The sequence below is a fragment of the Nocardiopsis sp. CNZ308 genome (assembly GCF_004217075.1).
Map to the genome: position 1 here is coordinate 3,658,743 of NZ_SHKJ01000001.1, position 13,505 is coordinate 3,672,247.

Genomic DNA, 13,505 nt, shown 5'->3' on the forward strand with positions numbered 1-13,505 from the left:
TATCGTTGCAGACCAGGTGCGTCACCCATGCATTTGGAGGCCAGTTACGATGCCCGGTTCCGTCATCGTCGGTGGGGCACGGACCCCCACCGGCAGACTCCTCGGCTCCCTCGCCGGGTTCTCCGCCGCCGACCTCGGGGGCTTCGCGATCAAGGCCGCGCTGGAACGCGCCGGCATCACCGGCGAACAGGTCGGATACGTGGTCATGGGACAGGTGCTCCAGGCGGGCGCGGGCCAGATCCCGTCCCGCCAGGCCGCCGTCAAGGCGGGCATCCCCATGAACGTGCCGTCGGTGACGATCAACAAGGTCTGCCTGTCCGGACTGGACGCGATCGCCCTCGCCGACCAGCTCATCTCCGCGGGCGAGTTCGACGTGGTGGTGGCCGGGGGCATGGAGTCCATGACCAACGCGCCGCACCTGCTGCCCAAGTCGCGCAAGGGCTACAAGTACGGGTCGGTCGAGGTCCTGGACGCGACCGCGCACGACGGCCTGACCGACGCCTTCGAGGGCGACTCCATGGGCGCCTCCACCGAGCGCCACAACGGCAAGCTCGGCATCGGGCGCGAGGAGCAGGACGCCTTCGCGGCCCGCTCCCACCAGCGCGCGGCCGCCGCGGCCGCCGCCGGGTACTTCGACGCCGAGATCGTCCCCGTCCAGATCCCGCAGCGCAAGGGCGATCCCGTCGTCTTCTCCGCGGACGAGGGCGTGCGGGCCGACACCACCGCCGAGAGCCTGGCCCGCCTGCGCCCCGCCTTCGACAGCGAGGGCACCATCACCGCGGGCTCCTCCTCGCAGATCTCCGACGGCGCCGCCGCGGTGGTCGTGATGAGCCGCGCCAAGGCGGAGGAACTGGGCGCCACGGTCCTGGCCGAGATCGGCGCGCACGGCAACGTCGCCGGTCCGGACAACTCGCTGCACTCCCAGCCCTCCAACGCCATCCGGCACGCGCTGGGCAAGGCGGGCCGCTCGGTCGAGGACCTGGACCTGATCGAGATCAACGAGGCCTTCGCCGCGGTGGGCCTCCAGTCCACCCGCGACCTGGGCGTCTCGGAGGACATCGTCAACGTCAACGGCGGCGCCATCGCGCTCGGCCACCCGATCGGCGCCTCCGGGGCCCGCATCGCCCTGCACCTGGTCCACGAGCTGCGCCGCCGCGGCGGCGGGTTCGGCGCGGCAGCCCTGTGCGGCGGCGGCGGCCAGGGCGACGCCCTGCTGTTCACGGTCCCCGCCGAGTAGCGCCGCGCCGGGCCCCGGACCCGGCAGCCACGGCCGCCGGACGGCGGCCGACCCCCTCGCGGACGCCGTCCGCGGGCACCGGGAGATCCCCGAACGCCCGCGTGGCGGACCGCGCGGGGGACCCGATCCGAAGACACTGTGACTCGAAGACACTGTGTACCCGGGAGAGCCCCGGGGACACGACGCACCTGACAGCCGCGGGGCGGGGGCCACGAGCCCTCGCCCCGTCCTGCTCCGCCCACACCGAGGAGTTCCATGGACACCCCCCAACTGGTCGAACGGGTCCGCGAGGGCGACCGCCGGGCACTGGCCCGCGCGATCACCCTGGTCGAGAACGGGGCCGCCGCCCTGCGCGAGATCATGGCGGGCCTGGCCCCGCACACCGGCCGTGCCCGGGTGGTGGGTTTCACCGGCTCCCCGGGGGTGGGCAAGTCCACCACCACCAACGCCGTCGTGCGCGCGGCCCGGGCGAAGGGGCTGACCGTCGCCGTTCTCGCGGTGGACCCGTCCTCGCCGTTCACCGGCGGCGCCCTGCTCGGCGACCGCGTGCGGATGCAGGAGCACGCCACCGACCCGGGGGTGTTCATCCGCTCCATGGCTAACCGCGGACACCTGGGCGGGCTGTCCTGGGCCACGCCGCACGCCCTGCGGGTGCTCGACGCGGCCGGGTTCGACGTGATCCTGGTGGAGACGGTGGGCGTGGGCCAGGCCGAGGTGGAGATCGCCGGGCAGGCCGACACCACCGTGGTGCTGTGCGCCCCGGGCATGGGCGACTCCGTGCAGGCCGCCAAGGCGGGCGTGCTGGAGGTCGCCGACGTCTTCGCGATCAACAAGGCCGACCGGGAGGGCGCCAAGTCCACCCTGCGCGAGCTGCGCCAGATGATCGCCATGAAGGACCGCACCGACCAGGAGTGGAAGCCGCCGATCGTGATGACCGTCGCCTCCAGGGACGAGGGTGTCGATGAGCTGTGGGAGCGGATGGACCAGCACTTCGCCCACCTGGAGGCCAGCGGCGACCTGGCCCGCCGCCGCCGCGCCCGCGCCCGGGACGAGGTGCAGGCGATCGTGCTGGACCTGCTGCGCTCGCGGATGGGCGGGGCGGGCGACGACACCGGTCTGGACGCGCTGGCCGAGGACGTGGCGGAGGGGAGGAAGGACCCCTATGCCGCCGCTGACGTGGTGCTGAAGGAATTGGGCACTGACCTGGGGTGAGGCTGGTGCTGGTGCTGGTGCTGGCGGTGGTGTCGGTGGCGGCCGTGTTTTTCACAGGTGGCTGGGTTTTCCACAGGTGGGGGTTGGGGGTGGGCGTGGGTGGGGTGGTGATGGTTTCCTGGAAATAGGGGGGATCCCACCCACGGAGGTTTTGGTATGCCCTTAAACATCCAGTGTTTCATGCTCCACAGTCCGCAGGCCAATGGGGATAAATAATTGAGGGGCAGGGAGGGGCCGCCCACAGGTCTCTCCCCTACGCCATTCCTGTCGGGGGTTGCTGGCGGCAACGAAAGCGCACCAGCTGCCGCGAAGTGGAATGGTCTTCGGCAAACGGCTGGCGTTGGGTGGGGGTGGAGGCGGCCGACGAACAGCGGCACCAAAGGCAGGAGCGACCACCGGAGGGCGACCAACGCCCGAGGTGTGGAGGTGGTCGGGCTCTGCGACGTCGGCACCAACGGCAAGCGGACCCTCCACCCTCGGGCAACGCTTCTGACTCCTCTCGTCGGCGCGGGCGACGATCACGCCAACGGCAAGCGGACCCTCCAGCCTCGGGCACCGGCCCCGGCCCCTGGGGTTGGGGCGGCTGGCGGTGACACCAATGGCAAGTTCCCGTTCCGTGCGCTCGTTTTCGGACACCTTTTGAGGCCGCCTTAAATGTGGCCCTCCAATCAAGTGCAGTCCCCGGAAAGAAAGGCGTCGAATTCGGGGCTGTGAATAGTGGAGAAAGGGCGGGTGCTCGCCTATAATAAGAAGTATGGAGATGGTGATCGCAGCGCCCAAGGCGGCCCCCGGGGAATGTTCCCCGGCCGTGGCCGCGTTGGCCGGTGCGCGCGAGATCATCCACCAGGCGTTGAACGCCGAGCTGCCGCCCGGGGCGGACGAGAGTGCGGCTGAGGAGGTCGCGGCGCTGTGGGCTCAGTTGGACCAGCTCCGCTACCAGGCGCTCGCACGGATGGCGCGCCTGTACGCGCGCGGCGAGGTAGCCCGCTACAGCGGCTATTCCACGCTGGACAAGTGGCTGGTGCACCACGGAAAAATGCCCACCGCCCAGGCCAAGGATTTGGCCCGTCTGGCCCAACACGTGCACGAGGAAACGCTGCCCGCTACCGCCCAGGCCGTAGCTGAGGGCCGGGTGGTGTTGGGTGAGGCGGTGGCGATCGCCAAAGCCACTGACAAGGCCGTCCAGGCCCGCGATGAGCAGCATTTTCCCGACCAGGCGGAGTACCGGCAGGGGTTCGAGTCGGCTCTGGTGGCCGCGAAGACGGAGCGGCCCGCGTTGTCGGTCAACCAGCTCCAGTCAGTGGCCCGCCAGGTCGCTTACCGTTTGGATCCGCACCGCCTGGACCGTGACCATGAGGCTGCTCACGCGGCCCGTGGACTAACGCTCCATGACACGTTCCAGGGCAGCTACCAACTCCAATCTTGGGGTGGGTCTGGGGATGCGTTGATCGTGCGCGCGGCCATCGACACCTTCACCACCCCGCCCGGGGAGGGTGACACCCGGTCTCGGTCCCAGCGTGAGCACGACGCGCTCATCGCCGCGCTGCGTTTCGCCACCACCCACACCGGGTGCACTCATGCTCCGGCTCCGTTGGCGCAGATCCGCATCGTCGTACCGGTGCAGACCTACTTGGACGCCCAGGGTCAGGAGGTTCCGGCGTTGGACGAGCACGGTCGGGTGATTCCGGTCGGGCTGGTCCACGAACTCGCCGCCGATTCTGAGGTGGTGCGGATGCTCACCGCACCCCCCACCGGACAGGTGCTGGACGTGGGCCATAGCCGCCGCCTGGCCTCAGCCCGCCAGCGCACCGCCGCGTTTCACGGACACAGCACGTGCGCTCACCCGGGCGGATGCGAAGTACCGGTCGCCCTCTGCCAAGCCGACCACGTCACCTCCTTCTCCCGGGGAGGGCGCACGGTGGTGGCTAACCTGCAACCGCTGTGCGGGCCGCACAACCGGGCCAAGTACCAACGCGAACTCCGCACACACCACCACCCAGAACGCGGACGCGGACGGGGAGGAGACCACCCGCCCGGCAGGGACCCGGATCCACCACCGCGCACATGACCCCCGGGCCGCGCCGAGCCCCGGCATGCCCGCACCCGGCAGGCGGCGCGGGCCCCGCGCCCACCGTGGTCGCTGCCTCCGTCGCCCGCCCCCGCCCCAGGGGCCGGAACCGCTGCCCGGGGCCCGACAGTCCCGCTGCCTTTGGTGCCGACGCAGCAGAGCCCAGCCGCCTCCGAAGGCCAACCGTTGACCGCACTCCCGGGCCACTTCGCGGCAGCTGGCGCCGCTACCTCCGGACACCATCAGCGGGTGGGGCGTTGAGCGGAGTCCCCGGACACCCGCTGCCTTCGCTGCCACCGCAGCAGAGCCCCACCACGCGCGAACAGCAAGCGTTGGTCGCCCTCCCAGGCCACTTCGCGGCAGCTGGTGCCGCTACCTCCCGCCACCACCAGCAGGAGGATCGTTGAACGATGCCCCCAGCCACCCGCCGCCTTCGCTGCCGACGCAGCAGAGCCCAGCCCCCCGAACCCCGTCCGTTGGCCGCCCTCCCGCGCCACTACACGGCAGCTGGTGTGCGCTCACCATCGCCAGCCCCTTCCCTTCCTCCGTGTGTCCGTCCGGAGCAGGGGCTCTCTGGGAGGGCCCGGCACAGAAGCGGCCGGTACGGACCGCGACGGTCCCCACCGGCCTGCTTCCGGCCAGGCCCGTTTCCAACAGGCCTGCCTCCAGCCCGGCGTGCGCCGGACCGGAAGCCGACTACCCGGCCAGCGCGGTGTCGATGGCGTTCATGAGGCTGCCGTTGGCGTCGTCGCCGTCAACGGACCAGATCATGACGCCGCCCAGGCCCTGGGCCTGGGCCCAGTCGGTCTTCTGGGTCATGGAGATCTCGTCGTCGTAGGTCCAGAAGGTGCTGCCGTTGTACAGCCAGGCGGTGCCCAGCGCGTCGTCGCGGTACAGCTCGTAGCCACTGGTGCCCACCAGGTCCTTCAGGACCTTCCAGTCGTCGATCCCCGCCTCGTAGCTACCGGGGGCGGGACCGGTAGCGCTCTGGAAGAGACCGTCGCCGTTCGGACCGGGCTCCACGCCGGTCCAGCCGCGGCCGTAGAACGGCACGCCGAGCACCATGTCGGCGGGGTCGACGCCGCGGTCGAGGTAGGCCTGGACCGTGGTCTCGGTGGAGTACAGGTCCGGGCCGGGGTCGGCCGGGTCCAGGAGCAGGTTGGACTGGTGGTTGGCGGTGGTCTCCCAGCCGCCGTGGTAGTCGTAGCCCTGCACCGTGATGAAGTCGAAGTCGGTCATGAGCTGGGGCATCTCGAAGCCGAGCTCGATCTTCTCCGGGTCGGCGGGCAGGAACGCGGTCAGCTCGTACTGGCGGCTCGTCTCGGACTCCAGGGCGTCCAGCTGGTCGCGGAACTCCTGCACCAGGGCTGTGAAGTTCTCCTTGTCCTCGGGGCGGATGGTGTTGTGCTCGTGGCCCGCCGATCCCGGCCACTCCCAGTCCAGGTCGATGCCGTCGAAGACCCCGTAGGCGGAGCCGGGGCCGCCCGCGCCGTCGAACACGGGCAGGTTGCCGCGCAGGAACTGGTCGATGCACGAGGAGACCATGCGCTCACGCGACTCGGCGGTCAGCGCCGCGTCGGAGAAGTGCTCGGACCAGGTCCAGCCGCCGAGGGAGATGTTGACCTTGAGGTCGGGGTACACCTCCTTGAGTTCGCGCAGCTGGTTGAAGTTGCCGCGCAGGTCCTGGTCCCAGGTGTCGCCGACCCCGTCGACGCTGTCGGCGGCCCCGAAGGAGCGGCCGTAGTCGGCCCAGGCGTCGCCCTGGCCGAGCTGGTTGGCCATGAAGCACTCGCCGTTCGCGTTGATGTTGCCGAAGGCGTAGTTGATGTGGGTGAGCTTCTCGGCGGTGCCCGAGGTGACCAGGTCGTTCACCAGGTAGCCGCGGTCGTAGATGCCCCACTGGGTGAAGTAGGCGACCCGGCGCTCCTGGGGCGGGTCGGTGGGGCCGCCGCCGTCCGCGTCGGTGGTGGCGGTGACGGCGCCGCTCTCGGGACCCCTGTTGTTGGAGGTGTCGTAGGCGCGCACGGTGAAGGTGTGCTCGGTCTCGGGCGCCAGCCCGGTGACGGTGGCGGTGGTGCCGGTGACCGCCCGGACGACCTCGCCCCCGGAGAGGACCTCGTAGCCCGCGACCCCGGCGTTGTCGTCCGCGGCGCCCCACTCCAGGGCCACGGTGGTCGAGGTGGTGCCGGTGACGGTCAGGCCGGTCGGCGCGGTGGGCGGCTCGGTGTCCTCCTCGCCGGGCTCGCCCGAGCAGCTGCCGCCGTTGACCGTGCAGTCCACGGGAGCGGTGTCGCCGCCGCCGTGGGTGCCGTTGAACCCGATGGAGTAGCTGCCGCCAGCGGGGACGGAGGCGCCCCACGAGGGCGGGGTGACGGTGTAGGCGTCGCCGGAGCGGCTGAGGGTGGCGTTCCACAGGCTGGTGATCGCGGTGCCGGAGGGGAGCCGGAAGCCGATGCTCCAGTCGGTCAGCGCCGACCCCGAGCCGTTGGCGATGGTCAGCTGCCCGCCGTAGCCGGTCTCCCAGCGGCTGGTCTCCACGTAGGTGACGGTGACGCCCGTGGTGTCGGCCGACGCGGCGGTGGCGGGTGCCAGTGCGAGGGGTAGGACGACCGCGGCGGCCAGTGCCGCGATTCGTTGGCGAAGTCGTGCTCTCACGGTTGCTCCTGGTGCGTGAGCGGTGTGGGGGTTGGCCTTCCGCCGCGGGGGCGGAGGGCTGCGGGGTGTGCGCCCAGGGAGTGCGGTGTCGCGAGCTGACCGGTGGCGGGCTCGGCGGCGCGCGTGAGGGGTGGCGTGTGCGCGGCAGGGGCATGGCGGGCCTCCGACCTGGGGGAGGAAGGGGGGAGGGCGGTGTGGGGGCCGGTGCGGACCGTCGCACATCGGTCCGCACCGGCCGTGGCGGCGGTGCTCCCCGGATCAGAGCACCGACGCCGCTCGGTCCCGGTCCGGGATCGCCGGACCGGAAGTCTGTCGGCTGCGGTCGCGGGGGCGCGTTCCGGGTGCCCGGGCCGCGCGCGGAGCCCGTCCCCGCCGCTCCCGCGCCACCCGGAGGGCGCGCGGTCGCGGCGGGAGCGGAGGCTCCTAGTCGCTCAGCGCCGTGTCGATGGCGGCCATGAGGCTGCCCTCGGCGTCGTCGCCGTCGATGGACCAGACCATGACCCCGCCGAGGCCCCTGTCCTGGGCCCAGTCGGTCTTCTGCGTCATGGCGGTCTCGTCGTCGTAGTTCCAGAGCGTCTGGCCGTCGTAGATCCAGGCGGTACCGGCCCCGTCGTTGCGGAAGACCTCGAACTCACCGGACTCGACCTTCTCCTCCAGGACCTTCCAGTCCTCGGTGCCCGCCGCGTACGTCCCCTGCGCTGGGCCCGTGGCGGGCTGGAAGAGGCCGTCGCCGTCGGGGCCGGGCTCCACGCCCGTCCACCCCTGTCCGTAGAAGGGCACGCCCAGGACGAGCTTGCCGGGGTCCACGCCCCGGTCCAGGTAGGCCTGGACGATGAGCTCGGTGGAGATCACCGGCTGGGGATCGCGGGCGTCCACGACCAGGTTGGACTGGTGGTTGGTCGTGCTCTCCCAGGTGCCGTGGTAGTCGTAGCCCTGCACCGTGACGAAGTCGAAGTCGGTCATGAGCTCGTCCAGCTCGTACCCGGCGTCCAGGCGCCAGCCCCCGGCGGGCATGAACGCGGTCAGCTCGTAGTGGCGGTCGGTCTCCTCGCCGAGCGCGTCCAGCTGGTCGCGGAACTCCTGCACCAGGGCGGTGAAGTTCTCCTTGTCCTCGGGCCGGACGGTGTTGTGCGGGTGGCCGTCGGAGCCGGGCCACTCCCAGTCCAGGTCGATGCCGTCGAAGACCCCGTAGGCGGCGCCCTCGCCGCCCGCGCCGTCGACCTCGGGCAGGTCGCCGCGCAGGTACAGGTCGACGCAGGAGCTGACCAGCCTCTCGCGGGACTCCTCGGTCAGGGCCGCGTCGGAGAAGTACCGGGACCACTCCCAGCCGCCGAGGGAGATGTTGACCTTGAGGTCGGGGTACATCTCCTTGAGTTCGCGCAGCTGGTTGAAGTTGCCGCGCAGCTCCTGGTCGGGGTCGTCGGCGGTCCCGTCGACGCTCTCCGCGGCGGGCACGGGGTGCGCGTAGTCGGCGACGGCGCCCTCCTGGCTGGTCCCGTCGCCCGTGGCGCACACGCCCTCGGCGGTGACGTTGCCGAACGCGTAGTTGATGTGGGTGAGCTTCTCCGCGCTGTCGCTGTCGACCAGGTCGCGGACGTGGTAGTCGCGCTCCCCGGCGCTCCACTGGGTGTAGTAGGCGACGCTGTAGCTGTCGTGGGAGGGGCCGCTCCCGTCGTCCCCGGCGCAGGGGGAGCCGTTGACCAGGCAGTCCACGAGGTCGGTGGCGCCGTCGGAGTGCAGCCCGTTGAAGCCGAAGGAGTAGCTGCCGCCCGCCGGAACGCTGGCGCCCCAGTGCGGCGGGGTGATCGTGTAGCCGCCGGGGGTGCCCGCGAGGGTGGCGTTCCACAGCTCGTGGACGCGGCTGCCGTCGGGGAGCGAGAACTCGACGGTCCAGTCCTCGACGGGGGCGTCCGAGGCGTTGTGGACGGTGATCTGGCCGGTGTAGCCGGTGTTCCACCGGGCCGACTCCGTGTAGGTCACCGTGAGGTCGGCGGGGGCGGTCTCCTCGGCGGCCGCGGCCGGGACCGCTGTCGCCGCGAGCGGGGCGAGCAGCACGGCGGCCGCGGCGGCCGCGAGGCGGGTACTGAAACGTCGTGCTCTCACGTCGTGGCATCTCCTGGTGCGGGGGCGGGGGTCGGGGGGACGGGCGACCGTGCTCCTGGAGCGGAGGGCCCCGCTCTCGAAGCGGAGGAACCCTGCTCCCGAAGCGGAGGGGATGGGCTGCGGTCGTGTGCGGGGGATCGCGGGGGGAACCGCGGTCCGTCAGCGGGGTTCGGCGTCCTCCCAGGGGGTGGTCCACGGGCCAAGTGAGGAAAGGTCGTCACCTTGAGCCTCTGACGTGGGGGGATAAATTTTTAGGAAACTTAACTAATAATTCCGCGCTCCGTCAAGACCCGGCGGGGACTCTCCGCTCTCCCCCGCGTGCGCGGCGGCGGGCTCCGCGGGCCCTTCGCGGGGGAACCGGTGGATTTGCCGAGTTGGCGGGGTGGACCAGTTCCGAGCGCGGAACCTGTCCCTTTGTGGCCACGGAAAAGTCTTGCCTTCTTTCCCGTCCGCTGTTAAGTGCCCTGTGTGTTTCCCGCTCCGGGGTTCCTTCCGGCCCCGTGCAACCCCCATGTCGCACCCGCCTCGGGGTGCCGGTTCCGTCACTTCGGTCGGCCCGGGCGGAGGCCCGGGCCGCGCCCGGCGCGGCGCCCGGAGGCCGGGCCGGGCGGGAGCGGGGGCGCGCCCCCTTCCGGTCAGGCGGGCGCGCCCTCCCCGCTGACTAGAGTGAACCCGTGGGTAACCCGTTGAATCTTCCGTTCGACCCGATCGAGCGGGCACACGACAACTGGACGCGCAGATGGGGGCCCTCGCCCGCCATGGCGGCGGTCACCTCGGTCATGCGCGCGCAGCAGATCCTGATCGGGGAGCTGGACGGCGCCCTCAAGCCGTTCGGCCTGACCTTCGCCCGCTACGAGGCGCTCGTCCTGCTCACCTTCAGCGGTTCCGGCTCGCTGCCCCTGGGCAAGATCGGTGAGCGCCTCATGGTGCACCCGACCAGCGTCACCAACACCATCGACCGGTTGGAGGGGCAGGGCTTCGTGCGCCGCCGCCCCAACCCGAGCGACGGTCGCGGCGTGCTGGCCGAGATCACCGACGCCGGGCGCCGGGTCACCGAGGAGGCGACCGGGGCGCTGCTGTCCATGGACTTCGGGTTGGGCTGCTACTCCGACGAGGAGCTGTGGCGCATGCACGAGATGTTCACCCGGCTCAGGGTGGACTTCGGCGACTTCCCCGAGCCCGTCGCGGAGGCCGCCGAGGGCCGCTGACCGCCCGCCGCGCCACGGCGCCGCGGGCGCCCTCCCTGTACATCATTAGTTGGACGTCCTACTATCTCGGTATGGCGAACACCACGAGCGGCCCCAGTGGCGGCGGGGCCCAGGAGATCGAGGCCGGACGCGAGCGCTGGCAGCGCCGCTACGACTCGGCGCGCACACGCGACGCCGACTTCACCTCCCTGTCCGGGCGCACCCTGGAACCCGTCTACGGTCCCCGTCCCGGCGCCGAGGTCCCCGGTTTCGAGCGCATCGGCTGGCCGGGGGAGTACCCCTACACCCGCGGCCTCCACGCCACCGGCTACCGGGGACGGGCGTGGACCATCCGCCAGTTCGCCGGGTTCGGCAACGCGCGCCAGACCAACGAGCGCTACAAGATGATCCTGGCCTCGGGCGGGGGCGGGCTCTCGGTCGCCTTCGACATGCCCACCCTCATGGGCCACGACTCCGACTCCCCCCACGCGCTGGGCGAGGTCGGCCACTGCGGCGTGGCCATCGACTCCGTCGCCGACATGGACCTGCTCTTCGACGGGATCCCGCTCGGCGAGACCACCACCTCCATGACCATCAGCGGTCCGGCCGTGCCGGCCTTCTGCATGTACCTGGTGGCGGCCGAGCGCCAGGGGGTGGACATCCGCACCCTCAACGGCACGCTCCAGACCGACATCTTCAAGGAGTACATCGCCCAGAAGGAGTGGCTCTACCCGCCGGAGCCGCAGCTGCGGCTGATCGGCGACCTCATGGAGTACTGCGCGGCCAACATCCCCGCGTACAAGCCGCTGTCGGTGTCGGGCTACCACATCCGCGAGGCCGGGGCCACGGCCGCCCAGGAGCTCGCCTTCACCCTCGCCGACGGCTTCGGCTACGTCGAACTCGGCCTCTCCCGCGGGCTGGACGTGGACACCTTCGCGCCGGGGCTGTCCTTCTTCTTCGACGCGCACATCGACTTCTTCGAGGAGATCGCCAAGTTCCGCGCCGCCCGCCGCATCTGGGCGCGCTGGCTCCGGGACGTCTACGGCGCCAAGACCGAGAAGGCGCAGTGGCTGCGGTTCCACACCCAGACCGCGGGGGTCTCCCTGACCGCCCAGCAGCCCTACAACAACGTCGTGCGCACCGCCGTGGAGGCGCTCTCGGCGGTCCTGGGCGGTACGAACTCGCTGCACACCAACGCCCTGGACGAGACCCTGGCGCTGCCGACCGAGCAGTCCGCCGAGATCGCCCTGCGCACCCAGCAGGTCCTCATGGAGGAGACCGGGATCGTCAACGTCGCCGACCCGCTCGGCGGATCCTGGTACCTGGAGTCGCTCACCGACGAGCTGGAGGCCGAGGCGGAGCGGATCTTCGCGCACGTCCTGCGCATGGGCGGGGGCGAGGGCGCCGAGCACGCGATCGGCCCGATGACCTCCGGCATCCTCGCCGGGATCGAGAACGGCTACTTCAGCTCCGAGATCGCCGAGTCCGCCTTCCAGTACCAGCAGGCACTGGAGAAGGGCGACAAGAGGATCGTGGGCGTCAACTGCCACACCAACACCGTCTCCGGCGAACTGGACATCCTCCGGATCAGCCACGAGGTCGAGCACGAGCAGAAGCGCGCGCTCGCCGAGCGCCGCGCCGCCCGCGACGGCGCCGCCGTGGACCGCGCCCTGGCCGCCCTGCTGGCGGGCGTGCGCTCCGGCGGGGACAACCTCATCCCGCTGATCATGGACGCGGCCCGCGCCGAGGCCACGCTCGGCGAGATCTGCGCGACCATGGGGGAGGAGTTCGGGACCTACACCGAGGACCCGCGGTTCTGACCCGACCGAGGCGCCCGGGGGCGACACCCGTCGTCGCGCACCCCGGGACCCCGCGCGGGTCCCCCGGCCCTCCGCCCGCGGCCTCCCCGCGACGCGGGGAAGCGGGACCCGTGCGCGTCCGGACCGACTCGTCCACAGGCGGTCCACGTCCCGCCCGCGCATACGGCAGGATGGAGGCATGCAGCCTTCGGACTTTTCACCGAACAGTGCCGTGGACCTCGGCGCGCGCAAGGCGGCCATGGAACGCGAGGCCAAACAGCGCGCGGCGGAGTCGGCGGGTCGATCCAACCCCTACGCCGTCAACGTCGACGAGGCCACCTTCCAGGCCCAGGTCCTGGAGCGGTCGATGTCGACCCCGGTCGTGCTGGCCGTCCTCGCGGGCTGGTCCGAGCAGTCCAAGCAGGTCGAGGACGCCCTGGACAAGATCTCCGCGGCCTCCGGCGGCACCTGGTTCCTGGCCAAGGTCGACAGCGAGGCCAGCCCGCAGCTGGTCCAGGCCCTGCGGGTGCCCACCACCCCGATGATCGTCGTGGTGATCCAGGGCCAGCTCCTGCCCGGCCCGGCGGGCCCGGCCACCGAGGAGCAGCTCACCGCCTGGCTGGTCGAGGCGTTCGCCGCCCTCAAGGAACAGGGCGCGCTGCCCCCGGGCCACCCCGGCACCATCACCGGTGAGCCCGGCGCCGAGGGCGCCCAGGGCGCGCAGGCGGCCCAGCCCGAGGAGCCCCAGGGCCGTCCCGTGGACGTCGAGGCCCAGGAGGCCCTGGACCGCGGCGACTTCGAGGCCGCCGCGGCCGTCTACGCCAAGGCCGTGGAGGCCGACTCCGGCGACACCGAGTCCAGGGCCAAGCTCGCCCAGGTCCGGCTGGTCGGCCGTCTCCAGGAGGTGGACGCGGGCGCCGCCCTCCAGGCCGCGGCCGACCGGCCCGAGGACGTCGCCGCCCAGACCACCGCGGCCGACGTCGAGATGTACGGCGGCAGGTTCGAGGACGCCTTCGCCCGCCTCGTCGACACGGTCAGGATCACCGCCGACGAGGAGCGCGACAGGGCGCGCACCCACCTGCTGGGCCTGTTCGAGCTGCTGCCCCCGGGCGACCCGCGGGTCAACGCCGCCCGCCGCAAGCTCACCTCCGCGCTGTTCTAGGAGTCGTGGTCGGCGGGCAGACCGCCGACCACGGCTTTCCCGTCGGCGGCGGGCCCGCCGTGCCGTCCGCGGGACATAACCC

The 13,505-nt window shown here is 71.7% G+C and carries 9 protein-coding genes; 7 read left to right on the forward strand and 2 right to left on the reverse strand.

What is annotated here, in order from left to right; translation table 11 throughout:
* Positions 1-49 precede the first annotated feature (49 nt).
* From EV372_RS15990 to EV372_RS16005, 4 genes are all read left to right on the forward strand, one after another.
* Positions 50-1,237: an acetyl-CoA C-acetyltransferase gene (locus tag EV372_RS15990; RefSeq protein ID WP_019608783.1), complete on the forward strand. Its 1,188-nt coding sequence runs from the start codon at positions 50-52 to the stop codon at positions 1,235-1,237.
* A gap of 255 nt (positions 1,238-1,492) precedes the next feature.
* A complete protein-coding gene (gene meaB, locus EV372_RS15995) occupies positions 1,493-2,449 on the forward strand; it encodes a methylmalonyl Co-A mutase-associated GTPase MeaB (protein ID WP_130396620.1) in 957 nt (318 codons plus the stop codon).
* A 5-nt stretch (positions 2,450-2,454) separates the two neighbouring features.
* Entirely contained in the window at positions 2,455-2,577 is a 123-nt protein-coding gene (locus tag EV372_RS29450) for a hypothetical protein (protein ID WP_486483984.1), read from the forward strand.
* Positions 2,578-3,212: 635 nt separating this feature from the next.
* Positions 3,213-4,517 (forward strand): HNH endonuclease signature motif containing protein, encoded by a 1,305-nt coding sequence (locus tag EV372_RS16005; protein ID WP_197044434.1) that lies wholly within the window; start codon positions 3,213-3,215, stop codon positions 4,515-4,517.
* A gap of 696 nt (positions 4,518-5,213) precedes the next feature.
* Here EV372_RS16005 and EV372_RS16010 read toward each other — a convergent pair.
* Together EV372_RS16010 and EV372_RS16015 are read right to left on the reverse strand one after the other, a co-directional pair.
* On the reverse strand, positions 5,214-7,172 hold the full coding sequence (locus EV372_RS16010; protein WP_130396623.1) for a glycosyl hydrolase family 18 protein: 1,959 nt from the start codon (positions 7,170-7,172) through the stop codon (positions 5,214-5,216).
* Between the two features lie 423 nt (positions 7,173-7,595).
* Positions 7,596-9,275, reverse strand: a complete 1,680-nt coding sequence (locus tag EV372_RS16015) for a glycosyl hydrolase family 18 protein (protein ID WP_130396624.1) — start codon at positions 9,273-9,275, stop codon at positions 7,596-7,598.
* A 686-nt stretch (positions 9,276-9,961) separates the two neighbouring features.
* Between EV372_RS16015 and EV372_RS16020 the strand changes: the two genes are divergently transcribed.
* The 3 genes from EV372_RS16020 (at position 9,962) to EV372_RS16030 (ending at position 13,423) form a co-directional block, all read left to right on the forward strand.
* Positions 9,962-10,483: a MarR family winged helix-turn-helix transcriptional regulator gene (locus EV372_RS16020; RefSeq protein WP_041552213.1), complete on the forward strand. Its 522-nt coding sequence runs from the start codon at positions 9,962-9,964 to the stop codon at positions 10,481-10,483.
* 71 nt (positions 10,484-10,554) lie between these two features.
* Complete coding sequence (gene icmA / locus EV372_RS16025; RefSeq protein ID WP_130396625.1) at positions 10,555-12,282, forward strand: coenzyme B12-dependent isobutyryl-CoA mutase large subunit; 1,728 nt, start codon at positions 10,555-10,557, stop codon at positions 12,280-12,282.
* 178 nt (positions 12,283-12,460) lie between these two features.
* Positions 12,461-13,423 (forward strand): tetratricopeptide repeat protein, encoded by a 963-nt coding sequence (locus tag EV372_RS16030; RefSeq protein ID WP_130396626.1) that lies wholly within the window; start codon positions 12,461-12,463, stop codon positions 13,421-13,423.
* Positions 13,424-13,505: the final 82 nt, after the last annotated feature.